Source organism: Acetivibrio cellulolyticus CD2 (assembly GCF_000179595.2).
GTDB classification, from domain to species: domain Bacteria; phylum Bacillota; class Clostridia; order Acetivibrionales; family Acetivibrionaceae; genus Acetivibrio; species Acetivibrio cellulolyticus.
In genome coordinates, this window is record NZ_JH556659.1 from 149733 (window position 1) to 166737 (window position 17005).

The following is a 17005-nucleotide window of genomic DNA, read 5'->3' on the forward strand; positions in this document are numbered from 1 at the left end:
TCAAGAGTAAGTTAGTAAATCAAGCGATTAAAGGTTTTAAACTACGTATATACTTGTGCTCATGAATTTTATCTGCAAGTATTACAGTAATTAGTTGTGTGATACCTGCGAGATATAAATCTGCTTTAATAGTTAGGTTGTCTCTTGTTTTAAGATTACCACAGGCCATAGGCTCCTTAAGGTATTGAATGTTTTTTTCTACTACAGTCCTAATTTTGTAGTCAGAAATCCATTCGTCAGAGCCTCTAATCACACCTGGATACATGCGTTTATCCATGGCAGGAGATGTGAAGGTTACACGACCGCAAGGCTTGCCATTACAGGGGTTATCACAAGAAGTAACCCATTTACCTTTAATTAGTTTTGCCTGTGGGCACCGCCATTTGAATCTTTCGATTCTTCCTTCTTCTCGGCTCCAGCCATTTGGTTTCATTGGTACAGAAGAATCTTTAGAGCAAAGTGGCCAACCATCATCATTGTATTTAATAGGCGGAAGATTAGGGTTTGAATTTCTGGAATTCAAAGGTATTAGAGCCCTTTGAAACTTGAGTTCATCTAAGAGCAATGTGTAGGTATCGCACGTATCAAAAATAGAATCACCAAGGAAAGTGCTTGGTTTAAAATCCGGGTGAAGAGTAAAGAAGTCTGCAAATACTGGTTTAAGGGATTTGGAATCACTAATAGATTTATCTTCGTCTGGAGAATCCGATTTTTTCTCAATGTGCATTTCAGGATGTTTCTTTTTGAAGTCACTATCCAAAAAGGCAATATGTCTTGGAATGCCGAGGCCGTTGGTGATAATGCCAAACTTGTAGACATAGCAGAAGTAGCCGTTTATGTAGAGTTGCTTGATTTCTTTGTTTGCAGAGGCTGAAGAAGGCATAAGGCTATAAGCCATTTTATATACATCGACATCAGGCTTGTCCTTGTAGAAAGCCTTGAGTTTTTTTATGATAGAATTTATGAACTTTGGGTTATTCTCAGTTACAAAGGTTTCAATACCTGAAGTATCATAAGCGATAGTGGATGCAAGAGTAGTGTTAATTTCCTGGCAAATAGGTTCTGTAATATCTACAAGGTGGTTAAAGAAGTTTTCCAGGTAAATAACGAAATCTTGTTTGAACCGTGTAAACTGAGAGTTATGAGGGACGTCTGGAAGGCCACAGAATTCACGGGCTTCATGGCATAAATTAAGAAAAATAATGAGTAGCGAAACTGTAGGAATGCCAAGAATTTTCTGCAGAACTAATGCTGAAAGCATTGAAGAGAGTGAATATTTACGGTCTCTCCCTAGAGTTTTGTGGTAAGACCAATAAAAATCCTGTGGTATAAGCGAAGATAAATCAAGATGTTGTGAGAGTAGCTTAAGAAATTTTGGCTTATTATTTTGAAAAACATCTTTACATTCTTCGAATGTGTCAGCAAAAGAAATTTGTTTATAAAGTTTTACCATTTGTTTTCCCCTTCTCTTGTTTAAAATTGGATTAGATACCTATATTTTACTAGAAGCAGAGGGGGAAAACAATAAAAATATCAATTTGAAATGCAGTAAATTCAAGCGTTATAGCATTTCGCAAATAACTAAAAACTGTTATTGAATGGGGGAAAGAAAATGGCTTTTAAGTTTGTAAAAGGTACTTATAAGTTCCATGATGAGCCGAATTTTAATTATCAAATAAACAGATGGGTTTCTTTTGGAGATTTACCGGTTGAAGATGTAAAATGTGCTGCTGGAAGGATAAAAGATTTAAACGATTGGAAAAGAGAATTCATGGCTCTGGCTGATAAGGCAGGAATAAGCGGTGATGTCCATAAACAGGCAATATATTATAGGGCGGTAGATTTCTTTTTGCCATATTCAGATCCGCAAAAGCTGACTATTTATAATAAATTAGTGGGGCTCTTAAGGGAGAGTTATAAGGAGTATTTCGAAAATGGAAGTATTATTGAAAAAGAGGTAGATTATGATGGGATAAAGCTTCCGGTATACTGTGTGCCAAACTTGAACAAAATGGCATCCAAAGGGACAATAGTATTGACAGGAGGTTTTGACTGTTATAAAGAAGAATTGATTCCAGTCATGATTTACTTTGCTCAGAAAGGGTTTGATTTTTACTATTTTGAAGGACCAGGGCAAGGTGAGGTTCTTCAAAAATACCGTTACCCTATGACTTATCAGTGGGAACTTCCTGTAAAGGCTGTTTTGGATGCACTTGGGTTGAATGGTATTACACTTATTGGTCTTTCTTTAGGAGGATATCTTGCTCCAAGAGCTGCAGTGAATGAACCGAGAATAAAAAGGGTCATTGCTTGGGGGACTATGTATGATTTCTATAAAGTAGTTTCTTCGAGAAGAGGATTGGGTCTGGAACTATTTATAAATGTAATGACAGCACTCAGGATGTCAACGGTGTTTAATTTTATTGTGGGAATGAAAATGAAAAAAGATGCTTATACATATTGGGGGATAGACCATGGTATGCATGTTATGGGGGTAAACAGTCCATATAAATATTTTAGAAAATTGAGACTGTTTAATACTAAAAAAATATCACACGAAATTAAGCAGGACTTTTTATTGCTTGCTGGTTCTCAAGATCATTTCTGTGATATAAAACATTTTTACAAACAATCAGAGAAATTGACGAATGTCAGAACCTTTACCGGAAGAATATTTACAGCCTCCGAACATGCTGAAAATCATTGTCAGTTTGGAAATTTGCAATTGGTATTAGATGTGATGATAAGATGGATTGAAGGAATATGATATAAAAGAGTTCTCTGAATATGCGACGAGACAGGAATGTTGCATCTTTATGATAATTGCAAATTGACTTCATTTAATTGGAATATTATAATATATTTAAATGTAATCTGCGTAACTGGCGGAAGTGGAATTAACCACGGGGAGCGCAGTAGGATTGTAAGCCGACCGTCTGGGCAACCGTTTGAGGTTCCAGACGGTTTTTTGATTTTTATTTCTATTTAGGGAGGCAGTTTTATGAAAGAATATGAATTAAAGTACGGATGTAATCCAAACCAAAAACCTGCTAAGGTTTTTACTCAAGAAGGTGAACTTCCAATTAAAATCTTAAATGGAAGACCAGGATATATCAATTTGCTCGATGCATTGAATGCCTGGCAGTTGGTAAAGGAATTAAAACAAGCAACAGGACTTCCAGCCGCAACATCATTTAAGCATGTTTCGCCCGCTGGTGCTGCCGTTGGGATTCCTCTATCTGATGTAGAACGACAAATTTACTGGATAGCTGATGATATGAAATTATCGCCACTGGCAAATGCATATGCTCGTGCAAGAGGTGCGGACAGAATGTCTTCCTATGGAGATTTTATTGCACTGTCTGATGTCTGTGATATTGCTACAGCTAAAATAATTCAAAATGAATTTTCTGATGGTATTATTGCACCTTCTTACGATCCGGAAGCACTTGAAATTTTAACTGCAAAGAAAAAAGGAGCATACTGCATTATTCAAATTGAAACGGATTATATTCCGACTCCTGTTGAGAGAAAAAATGTGTTTGGTATAACCTTTGAGCAGGGAAGAAATGAAGTTGTTATCAATGATGAATTATTTGAAAATATTGTTACATACAACAAAAACCTATCAGAACAAGCGAAATTGGATCTTACAATTGCTATGGTAACCTTGAAATATACTCAGTCAAACTCTGTTTGTTATGCAAAAGGTGGGCAGGCAATTGGAATTGGTGCAGGACAGCAGTCTAGAATCCATTGTACAAGACTGGCAGGACAGAAAGCGGATAACTGGTTTTTACGTCAGCATCCCAAAGTATTAAATCTTTCTTTTAAAGAACAAATCAAAAGAGCTGACAGGGATAATAGTATAGACATATATATTAGCGATGATTACATGGATATATTAGCTGATGGCATTTGGGAGAGCGTATTTACAACAAAGCCGGAGATATTTACAAGGGAAGAAAGAAAAGTATGGTTAGAGCATATGACAGATGTTTCATTAGCTTCGGATGCCTACTTCCCTTTTGGCGATAATATCATACGTGCACATAAAAGTGGTGTAAAATATATCGCACAACCGGGCGGGTCGATCAGAGATGATAACGTTATTGAGACCTGTGACAAATATAATATGGTAATGTGTTTTACAGGAATTCGGTTATTCCATCATTGATAAATAAATTGAAGTAGAAAGGGAGATATAACGTTTATGTATATTGATGGTTTTGGCGAAATAGATGAAGATTTATCAGAAGAAGAGATTATTGAAATAAAAGGGCTAATAGCAGAAAATGAACGCCTTGAGAAAGAATCGGAGGAGTTAGTAAAAAAGATTAATGAATTAAAACCCCAGATACATGCATTAGCTAAAGAATTGAATATTGGAAGAAATGATCCATGTCTCTGCGGAAGTGGCAAGAAATATAAGAAGTGCTGTGGCAAATAAAAATGAAAAGTTGTTAATAATGATATTTAGTAACGATAAGAGAAGGGTACTTATGGATGTTTTGATTTTTGAGTGAAACTGTATATCGAACAAAGTAAAATATTATTTGAAAGGTAGAATAAAACGTGGATAGTGCAAGAATTTGTTTTAATTGTAACTACTTTTTGTCAGATAAAAGGGATTTTGATAATGGTTTTGGGGTGTGCATGTTTAATATTGATAAATTCGAACCTTTTGTTGATGAGATTTATGAGAGCAATGATTTTTCGGTGTGCATAGAAGTATATTACGAGAATCGTATTGATGGTGATAGTGATGCCTGTGAAAACTATGAGCAGGTGGAAATTATAGAGATTGATAATGATAATGATCTGAGTTCGGATGAAATTCTTGGGTTCATTTTAGAGAATAAGAGTATTGAAGAATATGAGAAAATTCTTGCGTCAAATAATTTCGAAGAAAGTAGATATGCAATAAATGAACTCATAAATTTATTGTATATAGGTAATAAGATGGCATATGATGCTTTAATGAATTACTTCAAAACATCCGAGCCGGCAAGAAATATTGAACAAGTGCACTTGAGAGTAAAAATTATTGAGGCGTTACAGTATAAAGCAAGTGAGAAAGAATTGATTGAACATTTTATTAATGAACTTTTAAAAACTCCGTCAAATAATACTACAAGGAAAATTTATCAACAGATTTTTAAATACTTTGAAAGACGCTCTCTTGAAATTGTAAGAGAACCGCTTATCAATTATTTGGAGAGAAGTAAATGCGGACCAAAAATGAAATCAAGGGTTATGGAGATAATTGAAAGAAAAGAAATTCAGTTCCCATTTTGATCTGGATACTAATGCCGAGGTAATAGAGGAACTTATTCGAATGGCAAAAAATATAAAAAAGATGCACGAAGAGGAGCAGGAACTGGGACTTAATAAGGATGAAATAGCCTTCTATTATGCCTTGTCAAAGTATGAGGTCGCAAGGGAATTTTTAATAATCTCCAACCAGTAGAGCTTTTTACTGAATCCAATGGAATTAAAATGGAGGTAGTTGCGGCAATGAATGATGATGAAATATCAGTTGTGTATCTTACGATGCAGGATCTAATTTCTAACCGAATCAATGAAAACATTGATTTGTACAATTATAATATTACAGGTGCAAATGGATTTACACATAAAATAGTAGATTATAATGCAACAACCAAAACTGCAACAATCAGAATGATGGCAACGGGAGGCCAAGACCTCAATAACAAAGAAATAAATTTAAGTATAAGTTCTTTTCTGACTGGGAGCAATAAGTTTGGTAAGTTTGATGCTAATGTAAATCTTGCAGAAGTGTCGTCTGATGTAAATACTATCCACCTAAACATGTTGCAAATACCTGGTGGGGGTGGAGATAACTTTGATAACTTAAAAGAAAAAAGAATTGTAGATATTTTAAAACCAGATGAAACGAATATTAAATTACCTAACATTAGCTTTGCTTATATCTCCAATATCGGCTTTATAGATGATAAGCTTCATGTTCAGGTTAAGTGGACTAAAAAAGAAACTGAAAAGGCTAATATTGATGATCATGGTACATTCTTACTTATTTCTGATAAGAAAACCATTTATCCTACTAATATTGAATTTGGTATTGATGAAGATGGTAATAGTAAATACGGTAATGGATATTCAGAATATATCTTTGATGTAAATAAACAAATGGTTTCATGTTATTCGCTTGTTGCAGAGAACTTTGCAACAAATAGTAATTATATTGAGGGGAATTGGCAGGTTAGTTTTAGTGTTAAAGCAGTAAATTCCTCTAAAAAGGTTGATTGTGATATAAATATTGATGGTATAAAAATAAAAAGCGTATGTTTGTCTCCACTAGGGATAACACTTTTTATTGAAGGCAAAAAAGCGGATGATACAGATATTGAAGTTACAGTACCATCAATAAAAAATAGAAATCAAAATTTTAGTAAATTTTTTGATTCCAATCATAATAATCAGCATATAATTAAATGCGTTCCAATAGAACCATTTGATATTGAAAATATAGATGTAATTTATGTCAATGGTTTCCCTGTTAATTTATTTAATGAGCTTATCCTATCTTCTGTGGAGGTAATTGGGCTTTTATTCAAACTAACATTAGAAATATTGACAGGAAAGGTAATATAATCGAAATACATTAAAGTTTTGTTGGGTACCTAAATACAATAATCCGTGTGTCGTTTTACCTTCAGGCGGAAGGAAATGGGCTTCTGGAGGTTTAGCTTATTTAATTGGTATAGTATAAAAGGCTACTCCCTAGTCCTCCTCCCCGTTTTTGATATAGCGTGACTGGTCCAATTACTTTTTTACCATATCATTTTTATTTACCATATCAAAATATTTTAGTTCTAAATCCAATGTACCGAAAAGAGAATTTGAATTATTAATAACTTCTCCGGGCTTTAATACAGAACTCTTTTTGTTAAGGGTGACTTTCAATCTATCGTTTGTTAATGCCTGCAACTCTATAGGAATACTAGAGGATGAAGAGTTTCCATTTAAATATTCGATGGTTTCTTTCATAATGTTATCAGTTGACTTATAGATAAATCTCGTATAGCCTAAATTCACAGCACATAATATCTTATCTTTACTAGTAGGCATTAATTGCATGTCGTTAATAACTATTTTGTTATTAGCATCAATTGAAAAATCACTTCTTGGTCGAAGCTGAATCCCCTCTAGTTTATTATCGCTTTTAACGTTCAACAAACAAAGAATTATTTTTTCTTCTGGAATATTTACAATATAATCATCACTTTTCAGTTGAAGGTCATTATTCATCTGATTTGAATTATTGTAGAATAAAACAACAATGGTCACTGATAACAACAATGCTATTATTAGTATAACTGCTTTTTTGTTCATAGGTTTTATCTCCTTAGAAACAGGGCCAATGGAATTAAACACATATCACTATATGTCAGTCCAAACCACGAGCAAACTAGTGTAGCTCTATTTGTAGTTCCATTAGTAAGAATCTCCGTTACATCACAGTTTCCAGTATTTCTTAGCTTTCGTTGAATTTTAAAACCCTATGTAAGGTTATCACATCCATCAACTGTGATCAACAAATTTTTATTTACAGTTGATGTGTTTGGATAATGATTATAAGCATAATATGAAGATGTTTTGCTTCATAATCTTTATATTAATTGATATATTTTTTAATCATACTTTCAATTTGTTTAAATGTGGCATTAGAGTTTTGCAATGACTCAAAACTGCTGGAGTAAATATACTTATCACCCTGCCTAAGGATAACAGATTCTTCCCCCCATGATGTTGAATATCTGCATATATCGTTAAATTCCGGGTCTATTACATTATCACCAATATATGCTTTGGGACTTTTATTATCGTTAATAAAGAAAAATGCTGTAGAGTGTTTTTTTATTTTACTCACGATGCTATTATCTTCTATAAATAAATAGTCATCACCTTCACCTTTACCAGGGATTGCGACTGGTAACATTATTTCTAGTGTTTCGCCTTTCTTAGCGTCACCTTTGTAAACCTTTGTAAGCTTTAAGGTAAGTATTGTACGGCATCGTAGCATGGATTCTAACGATAATGGTTTTGAATTATCGACTAAATCTATGTTTTTCTTTCGGATCCATTTTATGTTCTCTACTTGAGCATAGACAATAATATCCGCAACCTTAACTACTGATACTTCTGAGAGCGGAGAATAATCTCGAAAAATAGAAGATATGTTCTCAGGAGGATTTTCAAGTATTTCAAACTTGTCACTTTGCAATATCGGGCTATTTGCCTGGGCATGAGAACTGTTTATCTCAATTTGTGATGAATTTATCTGTGTGAAGACAAATACTCCAACTATGGCAACTACAACAAAACATGCTGGTAAAGCAATTCTTAACCAATTTGGAGCATGTTTGTTTATAGGCTGATTATTATCTTCCTTTACACGCTTCAAAATATTCTGCTTTAAAGCTTCGTCAACTTTCAAATTGTCCATTCCAGACAGCAATTCATTCTTCTTCATCGTCAAAGCCCCCTGTCAATTTTGTTTTAAGAATTTCCCGCCCACGCTTCAGTCGTATTCTAATTGTAGGTTCCTTCTCTGAAAGTAAAGCAGCAATCTCCGATGAAGAATAACCTTCATAGTAATACAGGTAAATAACATTTCTGTACTTTACAGGAAGGCTTAAAACCTGGTTTACTACTTCCCGCTTGTAATCATCCTGTATTGGCAGAGATATTTCATCAAGCAGTGAAACCTTTTTACGCCAAATACTTTTTAACATATCTTTACAATGATTTGAAGTTACAGTAATTAACCATGATTTAATGTGATTATCACTACTAAAAGAGGGATTTATCCTAAAAAGCTTTATAAATATCTCTTGAGTTGCATCTTCAGCATCAGGCCGGTTCTTTAGATACATAAATGCGGTCCTAAATACAATGTCAGAATATTTATCAAGAATGTCTAAAATATACTTATCTGTAAAAACCAATTTACAATCCATCCTTAATCTCCTTTCACTAACTATACGATTCAGATGAGGAAAATGTTTCATTTGTACAAAATAATTTACTGAACTACCCTGTTTCATCAATGGAGGAAAATGATTACTCAAGAGCTGCTTAGGGGAAAAGGTGTTATGTAAATTGACATTGACTTTAATGCTAAATGCCCAGAAATTTTGTAAAAAGAAAGTGGATTAAGTTACAATGAACTATTTTTCCTGTTGATTTTTCCACCCAAAATTGTATAATCAATTATAGTGGGTCATTTTATGTCAAGGAAGAATAAAATATGGGATTAGCGATTGAAATAAATGATATGGTTCGCCAATATATAATGGGTGAAACAAAAATTACAGCTGTTGACCACATCAGTTTCAGTATTCCGCAAAGTGCTTACACAATAATACTCGGAGCAAGCGGTGCCGGGAAATCAACTGTTCTTAATATTCTTGGAGGAATGGATTCTCCTTCTTCCGGAAATGTAAAAGTCATGGGTAAAGAAATATCATCATATAACAAAAATCAGTTGGCTAAATACAGGCGTGATATGATAGGCTTTGTATTTCAGTTTTATAATCTGATGCCTAATCTGTCGGTACTTGAAAATGTAGAGCTTGCAAGCCAGATATGTAAAAATCCATTAGATGCCAAAGAGGTCCTCTCTATGGTAGGTCTTTCGGAACGTCTTAATAATTTTCCGTCTCAGCTGTCGGGAGGCGAGCAGCAGAGAGTTGCAATTGCAAGGGCTTTGGCAAAAAATCCGGATGTTCTTTTATGTGATGAACCTACAGGTGCTCTTGATTATAAAACGGGCAAATCAGTTCTGGCACTTCTTTATGAGATTTGTAAAACAAGCGGAAAGAATGTAATTGTTGTAACACATAACGGGGCGCTGGCTCCAACAGCAGATGTGCTTATTCATATGAAGAATGGCCAGATTGAGGATTATCGGACAAACGATCATCCGGTTCCCGTACAGGAACTGGAGTGGTAAATATGCTTTGGAAAAATTTTTTACGAGAACTTATATCAACCACATCGAGACTCATCTCTGTAATTATAATTACTGCCGTTGCGGTACTGATGTTGGTAGGCCTTAACAGTCTCACCTACAACCTAACCAATACTCTTAAAGATTATTATGATAACCAGAATGTTGCTGATTTCTGGATTACCGGAATGGGCCTTAACAAAACTGACTGTCAGAAAATTTGTAAGCTTGATGGCGTTGATGACATTCAACCGAGAATTGTTTTAGATGCCGAAAGTAGATATAACAGTGATATTACACTTCAGATATTTGCAGTGCCTGATGAAATAAACATAAATATACCTTATATTGTTAAAGGAACTTTCCCAAAAGACAACAGAAGCATTATGATAAGCTCTGAATTTGCAAAAAAGCAGGGGCTTAAAATCGGCGATAATTATGAATTCAGAATAACAGGTACTAATTGTACATACAAAATGACAATTTGCGCACTGATAAAAGACCCTGAATGCACATTTCATATCAACAGCTCAACACTTATACCTGACTATAGCAAATACGGATTCGCATATATCAATGAAGAATGTGTAAACGCCATATATGGTAATAACATATATAATCAGATTTGCATTACACTCAAAAGTAATGCAGACGAATCAAGTGTTAAAAACAACATAAACAAAATATTAGGCACACGTGTTATAAATATGCTGTCACTCAATGATAATATCAACGCTTACAGACTTTACAAACTTATTGAAAGCCTAAAATTAATTCTTATGGTATTTCCGTTTATGTTTTTTCTTATTGCAGCACTTATTATGTTTAGTACAATGAGCCGCCTTATAGAAAATGCAAGGAATTCCATTGGTACCTTTAAAGCACTTGGATACTACGATCGGACAATTCTCATGTATTATCTGTCATATGCAATCATAGTTGTTGCACTTGGATACATGATTGGCATTCTGCCGTCAAAATGGCCCTTTACGGATTTTCTTGTAAAGTTTTTTGTATTAACTATTGATATGCCTGCATATACTTTGTCATTGTCACCGATAGCTTTGGTTGCCTCGCTTCTAATAACTGCTGTTGCATGCCTTGGTACTGCTTATTACATAACTTCAAAAGTTCTGGCAGAATCTCCTTCACAATGTATGAGGCCAAAGCCTCCGAAAAAAGTTAAAAAAATTCTGCCGGAAAGAATTCCTTTTCTTTGGAAGCGGATAGGCTTCAATGCAAAATATATTCTTCGAAATATGTTCCGCAATAAAGGAAGAATGGCAATCTGTATTGTAGGTATCTCAGGCTGTATGACGCTGATTCTCACTGCCTTTATTATTTTCGGCTCTATACAAAATTATGTTTTTCTAATGGAGGAAAAACAACATAAATACGATATGGTTGTATATCTTAAAAATGATATTACTCCAACACAATATAAAAGATTCTCTGCTCTAAAGAATGTTACTGATACCCAATATGAAATGAAGACCGGTGTTAAAATTTATTCATCAGAAAATGTTGAAATCTCTTATCTTACAGTAACAGAGGATATACTATCACTTAAAAATATTGACGTCTATGATTACGTCAATATCAATATGCCTCAGGAAGGCATTATTATAGACAAAACAATTGCCGATAAGCTTAATGTGATTAAAGGGGAAAACGTAAAAATAAAGTTTGTCGGAGATAATAAATATTATGATGTTCCGATAGCAAAAATTAAAAATGGAATTGACGGTGCTTATATTTCAAAGACAGCATGGAGAAATATAGGCAAGAATTACACTCCTACATCTGTTTACCTGAATACATCAGATAAAAAAGCACTGGGTGAATTGTTTGATAATTATGAATTTGTTTCATCCTACTCAGAAAAGGAAGAGGTTACACAAGCTATCAGTGATCAGATGTCCTCGATGGTATCAATTGTTTTCGTACTTATACTATTTGGGGGGCTGTTGGCGGTTGTTGTGCTTTATAATCTTGGCACAATGAGCTTTTTTGAACAGATAAGAAACCTTGCAACCCTTATGGTTCTGGGTTTTTATGATAACGAAACAAAAAAGCTGCTGTTAACTGAAAACATTGTATTCTCATTTGCAGGATCAATATTCGGTATTCCGCTGGGTATAAAGCTTTCAGATGTAATTATTTCGTCGATTAATTCACCCCATATCGAATTGAAAGTTAAATTTGTATACATTATAATATCAGTATTGTTTACTCTTTTGTTTGCAGTTTTGGTAAATAAGATACTTGCTAAAAAGATGAAAACGATTGATATGCTTGGGGCATTAAAAAGCATTGAATAAGGAAGGGATTTGATCATTTTGAAAAAAACTCATATTTTTATGTGCATAATATTGGCAATGACTTTAATGTTGTCTGGATGCGGAAGTACAGCTTCAACGCTGTCAGTATCCAAAAATACGGAAGAAACCGTTACAATAAAGAAAGGTGAAATGCAAAATACAATTGATGAAATCGGTACCGTAGTGTTTGATGATGTGTATAACATAACTTCGCTTACATCTGGCAGAATCCTTTCCGCTGATTTTAAAGAAGGAGATAAGGTGTCTGAAGGACAGGTTCTTTATACAATTGATAGCACAGAAATTACAAACCAGATACAGGCAACAAAAATAAGTCTTGAAAAAGCAAGTGAATCTCTCCGGCAGTATAAAAATGCTGCTGCCGATCTCGGGCTCTTTGCAAAAGCATCCGGAATGGTTACAAAAGTGTATATCAATAAGGGCGATTTCGTGAATCCAGGAACTCCTATCGCGGATATTGTTGACAGTAATATGTTAAAGCTTACAGTTCCGTTCAACCTGCCTGCAAATTCCGGTATTCATGAAGGAACTAGTGCAGAGGTTATTCTTGCAGATTCAGGTTTAACTGTTTATGGAACTGTAAGTAAAGTTTATGAATCTTCACAGGCATTTGATGATGGAACAAGCGGTGTCAATGTAGAGATACATATCTCCAATCCAGGAGCTGTAAAAGAAGGAAACCAAGCTTCTGCCAAAATTGGAGCATTTTTATCATTAACCAGCGAACCACTTAAAAATCGTACAAACCAGTCTATTGTTTCAACACAGTCCGGTGAAGTAGAAAACATTTATATCAGAGAAGGCAGTAGAGTTTCAGTTGGAACTAAAATTGTGCAGCTCAAAAATTCAGCAGTAACAAATGCCATCAATACTGCCGCCATTTCTGTCAAGGAAATAAGCAACAGCCTTTCCCAGCTTGAATCTAAGCTTGGTGATTATGTAATTAAGTCCCCTATAAAAGGTATTGTAGTAAATAAATATTCAAAGACAGGTGATATAGCTTCGGCATTATCACCTCTTTCAACCATTGCAGACACCGGCAGGTTATATGTAGATGTTGATATTGATGAGCTTTATATAAAGCAGATAAGTAAAGGACAGAAAACAAAGGTTTTACTGGAGTATGGTGATACCGAATATTCAGGCAAGGTTTACAGGATAAATGATAGTGGCACAGAGAAAAACGGTGTTACTTATTATACTGTGCGTATAGCACTGGACAACCCTGAAGGTCTTATTGACGGAATGAACGTAAATGTAAGAATTATCACGGGAGTAAAGGCAAATGCGGCATATCTTCCGTTAAAAGCTGTAGATAACAATACAGTAAAAGTAAAAGAGGGTAATAAGACTGTAGAAAGAGATGTAAAAACAGGTATAAAAACTAAAGAGTATATTGAAATTCTTGAAGGGTTGAAGCCTGATGATCAGGTTGTAATCAAACTAGAAAAGTGATAAAAATAACTTCTGCTATAATTTTGCGGTACACGCATGGGTGTAGCGCAAAAAAAGCATAATTAATTTTTCATTCATGCCTTAATGTACAATTTAAGTTGTAATAAAAGAGCTGCGCATTAGCGATTATTTGACCGCTGATGCGCAGCTCAGTGAATTAATATATTATTCGATTGGGAACTTACTAATTATACCGAGAAGCTTTTGTCTCATATATGCAAAATCCAAGGAGTTTACTTGTCCGTTTCCATCTACATCTCCATTTGTTAAATTAACAGGTAAATTAGTTAACGTAAGCAAGTGTGATCTTAAAAGACCAAAGTCTATAGAATTAAAGCTTCCATCTGAGTTTAAATCACCTAATACGCCATTTGATGGTGTAGGTGTAACAGTTGGTGTTGAAGTTTTAGTTGGAGTTGGAGTAACAGTTCCTGTATTTCCTCCATAAAGGTTTTCTGGCAGTTCGTCTAAAGTAAGTACGTATTGACTGTTGTAGATAGTTTTGAGAAGTGTAGGATCATTATATCTTGAACTAGTAAGGAATTCACCATACCATGGGCAGAAATACAGCCACCAAGCTCCCTCATTTACTATGTTCTGAATGTCAGGAATAACGTCATTTTCAGTCAATGCAACCATTTTTGTATCTTTTGTGTCATTTACAAGGGTTAGAAATGCTGATGTTGCAGCACTTGTTTTCCATGTGTAAGGTGATCCTTCATACTTATCGTATGCAACGATATCTACACAATCATCTCCCGGATACCATTGGGGTGAATTTGCATTTAAATAGAGATTTACTTCCCAAATTATATTATGAATGCCGTATTTTTCGGTAAGAGTAGTGTAAAGAAGTTTCCAAAGTTGCTTGTAAACTTCTGCACCTGAGGATCCCCACCAGAACCATGCACCAGAACCGTCTGTGTTGTTGTTGCCTTCAGCTTCATGGAAAGGACGGAAAAGCAAAGGAACGTTTGCATCCTGGAGAATAAGGAGTTGTTCGGCAAGGTCATCAATTGCAAGCATAAGGTAAGCATATTCCTTTGTTGATTTATCAAGACAGTTGGCTGCATTAAAGGTTTTGTTCGGCTTATATGAAGTCTTTGTCCAATCTACTGCTTCGCCGAGTTTATAACTTGTAAAATCAGATGGTATGGTGATATGCCAGGATGCTGTTGCAATACCGCCGCGTTCTTTTGTCCACTCTATGATACGTTGTGTTGTACCGTCTTCCCAGCCGTACATTGGATTATAGTTCATAAGATCAAAGCCTCTGATTGCAGGATATTTGCCTGTCTTATCGTGTATGTAATCAAATTCAAGTTCCGAATTGCCATCATTTCCGCCGCCGTAAATTTCCTGTTGGCCGGAAATAACATAATTTCCGTAGACACTTGTAAGATAATTTTTAAGGCTTTTTGTTTCTGAAGTTGCATTAGCATCACATGGAGTTGGGTCAATGTCAAGATCAGGCATATCGGCATAGTCAAATGTCACTGTGTCATACAGTATAAAGCCCCAGCTTCCAGAAGATCCAATCTCAATTTTTGTTGTACCTGCTTTTAGAAAGAAGAATCCAAAACTGTAATCCATCCATCCGCCTTTGTTTGGAATGTAGAAATTTCCCTGTGATACGCCATTAACAGTAACAACCTGAAGCCTGGACTCGCCTATTTCTCCCAGGTACATCCAACACCTTGTTTTAAGCTCATACATAGCGTTTTCGGGAACCGTAACTTCCATCGATATTGTTCCTGAGTTGGATGCCCATACAAATCCGTCGCCTGAATACCCGGGATAGTTAGTACCGTAGACGCTGGTAGCAATTTTGGCACCGTCGCCGAGAGTACAAGCTTCCGCTTCAACTTTTACAGGCAGAGAATTTGCAGCTGAAACAGGCATGGATAAAAGAACGGAACATGCCATTGCAGCTGTCGTCAGCAGAGACAGTACTCTGCCGAATGTTTTCTTCATAAAATACACCCCTTTAAAAAATAATTTTTCTTATTTATTTTATAAAAAATAAACTGTGTTGTTGAGAAATAGATGAGAAATAGTGCAATAAAAATATCCTTTGTCGTACATAATCGTACAACTCTTTGGTAAAAAACTGGAAGCTTATGATGCTGATGCTGGTGGTATTGTACCTTTTCCAATTAAGAAATTCCTCATATGTCCAAAGTCGATTGAGTTAAAGGTGCCGTTTCCATCAATATCTGCTGCCTTTATTCCCGCTTCTCTGTTAGGAAATTCAGTAATCAGTCCAAGCAAATATTTTCTCATATAACCAAAATCAATTGAATTTACATTTTCATTACCATCAACATCACCAATTAACGATGTACTTGTTGGAGTTGGAGTTGCAGATGCAGATGGAGTTGCAGATGCAAATGGGTTAAGAACATCTTTTAAAGCTGCAAACCACTTATCGGCCATTTTTATACATCCACTGTCATTTGGATGAACACCGTCATATGTATCGGTTGTTGTATCGAATCCGGTATATTGGTCTACAACTATAATAGGAGATTGGGTGGTAGACAACCCTTTAGCCCAATCATCGATTCTGGAATTGAGATCGATTACATTGTTGTTACATGATTCGCCTGAAGCAGTTGGATGCATGGGTATTATTTTTGCCACCATGATTTTCATATTGGGGTTGTTTGCTCTCATTTGACTTACAAGTGTCGTGAAAGAAGAAATAATCTCAGGTGCCTGATTGTTACCCCAACTATTGTTCGTACCTAAATGCATTATAACGATTTGCGGATTTGTAGTGGATAGCCAATTTTTCAAATCGCCCGTGGTTGCAAGACCAATTGGCCCAATTCCACTATGTCCCTCATGTGGTGTTAAATAATTTTGAGACCCGACAAACTCAACATTATAACCACTACTTGTTAAGTTTGATAAAAGCAATTGACGCCAATTGCCACATGCCGTAATTGAGTCTCCTAAAGGCATTATTTTGGTTGTCGTCTCCGCTGAAAAAGCCCTGTTTTGAAAAACAAAAACAGCAGCAAAGATTGTAATTATTACCATAACAACTGATAAAACTTTAAACTTCCTAACTATTAAAATCACCCCTTTGTAAAATTGAGATTACTCCATTATTGCACCTCTAATCATATTATACCATTTTTTTATTGTGTTTTGATGCATAAATTTCATAGTTTTTTTATGTTACATTCAAGAAATTGATGCAAAG

At 35.1% G+C, this 17005-nt stretch carries 15 protein-coding genes and 1 riboswitch; of the genes, 9 read left to right on the forward strand and 6 right to left on the reverse strand.

All coding sequences use genetic code 11. The features are described 5' to 3' along the window. Positions 1–19: 19 nt before the first annotated feature. Positions 20–1453, reverse strand: coding sequence for an ISNCY family transposase (locus tag ACECE_RS0220875; protein ID WP_010243494.1), 1434 nt, complete (start codon positions 1451–1453; stop codon positions 20–22). 159 nt (positions 1454–1612) lie between these two features. Here ACECE_RS0220875 and ACECE_RS0220880 point away from each other — a divergent pair, with 159 nt between their 5' ends. The 6 genes from ACECE_RS0220880 (at position 1613) to ACECE_RS28420 (ending at position 6636) form a co-directional block, all read left to right on the forward strand. Continuing rightward, positions 1613–2767, forward strand: a complete 1155-nt coding sequence (locus tag ACECE_RS0220880) for an alpha/beta hydrolase (protein WP_010250772.1) — start codon at positions 1613–1615, stop codon at positions 2765–2767. A 101-nt stretch (positions 2768–2868) separates the two neighbouring features. Further along, a riboswitch (ZMP/ZTP riboswitch) is annotated at positions 2869–2949 on the forward strand. A gap of 52 nt (positions 2950–3001) precedes the next feature. Next, entirely contained in the window at positions 3002–4177 is a 1176-nt protein-coding gene (locus tag ACECE_RS0220885) for a phosphoribosylaminoimidazolecarboxamide formyltransferase (RefSeq protein ID WP_010250774.1), read from the forward strand. Between the two features lie 36 nt (positions 4178–4213). Further along, positions 4214–4450 (forward strand): SEC-C metal-binding domain-containing protein, encoded by a 237-nt coding sequence (locus tag ACECE_RS31955; RefSeq protein WP_010250776.1) that lies wholly within the window; start codon positions 4214–4216, stop codon positions 4448–4450. A gap of 164 nt (positions 4451–4614) precedes the next feature. Further along, a complete protein-coding gene (locus tag ACECE_RS0220895; protein ID WP_162862610.1) occupies positions 4615–5298 on the forward strand; it encodes a hypothetical protein in 684 nt (227 codons plus the stop codon). Next, on the forward strand, positions 5267–5470 hold the full coding sequence (locus ACECE_RS32130) for a type I restriction enzyme endonuclease domain-containing protein (protein ID WP_010250781.1): 204 nt from the start codon (positions 5267–5269) through the stop codon (positions 5468–5470). The genes ACECE_RS0220895 and ACECE_RS32130 overlap by 32 nt, the downstream gene beginning before the upstream one ends. Positions 5471–5517: 47 nt before the next feature. Continuing rightward, complete coding sequence (locus ACECE_RS28420; RefSeq protein WP_010250783.1) at positions 5518–6636, forward strand: hypothetical protein; 1119 nt, start codon at positions 5518–5520, stop codon at positions 6634–6636. A gap of 171 nt (positions 6637–6807) precedes the next feature. On the opposite strand, the gene ACECE_RS0220910 is transcribed toward ACECE_RS28420, so the two are convergent. From ACECE_RS0220910 to ACECE_RS0220920, 3 genes are all read right to left on the reverse strand, one after another. Next, positions 6808–7377, reverse strand: coding sequence for a hypothetical protein (locus tag ACECE_RS0220910; protein ID WP_010250785.1), 570 nt, complete (start codon positions 7375–7377; stop codon positions 6808–6810). A gap of 283 nt (positions 7378–7660) precedes the next feature. Further along, positions 7661–8518: a hypothetical protein gene (locus tag ACECE_RS0220915; RefSeq protein WP_010250786.1), complete on the reverse strand. Its 858-nt coding sequence runs from the start codon at positions 8516–8518 to the stop codon at positions 7661–7663. Next, positions 8505–9005 (reverse strand): sigma-70 family RNA polymerase sigma factor, encoded by a 501-nt coding sequence (locus ACECE_RS0220920; protein WP_010250787.1) that lies wholly within the window; start codon positions 9003–9005, stop codon positions 8505–8507. The genes ACECE_RS0220915 and ACECE_RS0220920 overlap by 14 nt, the downstream gene beginning before the upstream one ends. Positions 9006–9295: 290 nt before the next feature. Here ACECE_RS0220920 and ACECE_RS0220925 point away from each other — a divergent pair, with 290 nt between their 5' ends. The 3 genes from ACECE_RS0220925 to ACECE_RS0220935 are packed head-to-tail and all read left to right on the forward strand — an operon-like array spanning position 9296 to position 13794. Next, entirely contained in the window at positions 9296–10000 is a 705-nt protein-coding gene (locus ACECE_RS0220925) for an ABC transporter ATP-binding protein (protein WP_010250789.1), read from the forward strand. A gap of 2 nt (positions 10001–10002) precedes the next feature. Further along, positions 10003–12318 (forward strand): ABC transporter permease, encoded by a 2316-nt coding sequence (locus ACECE_RS0220930; RefSeq protein WP_010250791.1) that lies wholly within the window; start codon positions 10003–10005, stop codon positions 12316–12318. Positions 12319–12357: 39 nt separating this feature from the next. Beyond that, a complete protein-coding gene (locus ACECE_RS0220935) occupies positions 12358–13794 on the forward strand; it encodes an efflux RND transporter periplasmic adaptor subunit (protein ID WP_162862611.1) in 1437 nt (478 codons plus the stop codon). Positions 13795–13959: 165 nt separating this feature from the next. On the opposite strand, the gene ACECE_RS0220940 is transcribed toward ACECE_RS0220935, so the two are convergent. Further along, a complete protein-coding gene (locus ACECE_RS0220940) occupies positions 13960–15768 on the reverse strand; it encodes a glycosyl hydrolase (protein ID WP_010250795.1) in 1809 nt (602 codons plus the stop codon). 144 nt (positions 15769–15912) lie between these two features. Then, entirely contained in the window at positions 15913–16881 is a 969-nt protein-coding gene (locus ACECE_RS29720) for a GDSL-type esterase/lipase family protein (RefSeq protein WP_051033591.1), read from the reverse strand. Positions 16882–17005 lie beyond the last annotated feature (124 nt).

Excerpts from the sequence above, each read along its gene's own strand:
- ACECE_RS0220875 (WP_010243494.1), bottom strand. The coding sequence starts at position 1,453 with ATGGTAAAACTTTATAAACAAATTTCTTTTGCTGACACATTCGAAGAA.
- ACECE_RS0220880 (WP_010250772.1), top strand. The coding sequence starts at position 1,613 with ATGGCTTTTAAGTTTGTAAAAGGTACTTATAAGTTCCATGATGAGCCG.
- ACECE_RS0220885 (WP_010250774.1), top strand. The coding sequence starts at position 3,002 with ATGAAAGAATATGAATTAAAGTACGGATGTAATCCAAACCAAAAACCT.
- ACECE_RS31955 (WP_010250776.1), top strand. The coding sequence starts at position 4,214 with ATGTATATTGATGGTTTTGGCGAAATAGATGAAGATTTATCAGAAGAA.
- ACECE_RS28420 (WP_010250783.1), top strand. The coding sequence starts at position 5,518 with ATGAATGATGATGAAATATCAGTTGTGTATCTTACGATGCAGGATCTA.
- ACECE_RS0220910 (WP_010250785.1), bottom strand. The coding sequence starts at position 7,377 with ATGAACAAAAAAGCAGTTATACTAATAATAGCATTGTTGTTATCAGTG.
- ACECE_RS0220915 (WP_010250786.1), bottom strand. The coding sequence starts at position 8,518 with ATGAAGAAGAATGAATTGCTGTCTGGAATGGACAATTTGAAAGTTGAC.
- ACECE_RS0220920 (WP_010250787.1), bottom strand. The coding sequence starts at position 9,005 with ATGGATTGTAAATTGGTTTTTACAGATAAGTATATTTTAGACATTCTT.
- ACECE_RS0220925 (WP_010250789.1), top strand. The coding sequence starts at position 9,296 with ATGGGATTAGCGATTGAAATAAATGATATGGTTCGCCAATATATAATG.
- ACECE_RS0220930 (WP_010250791.1), top strand. The coding sequence starts at position 10,003 with ATGCTTTGGAAAAATTTTTTACGAGAACTTATATCAACCACATCGAGA.
- ACECE_RS0220935 (WP_162862611.1), top strand. The coding sequence starts at position 12,358 with ATGTGCATAATATTGGCAATGACTTTAATGTTGTCTGGATGCGGAAGT.
- ACECE_RS0220940 (WP_010250795.1), bottom strand. The coding sequence starts at position 15,768 with ATGAAGAAAACATTCGGCAGAGTACTGTCTCTGCTGACGACAGCTGCA.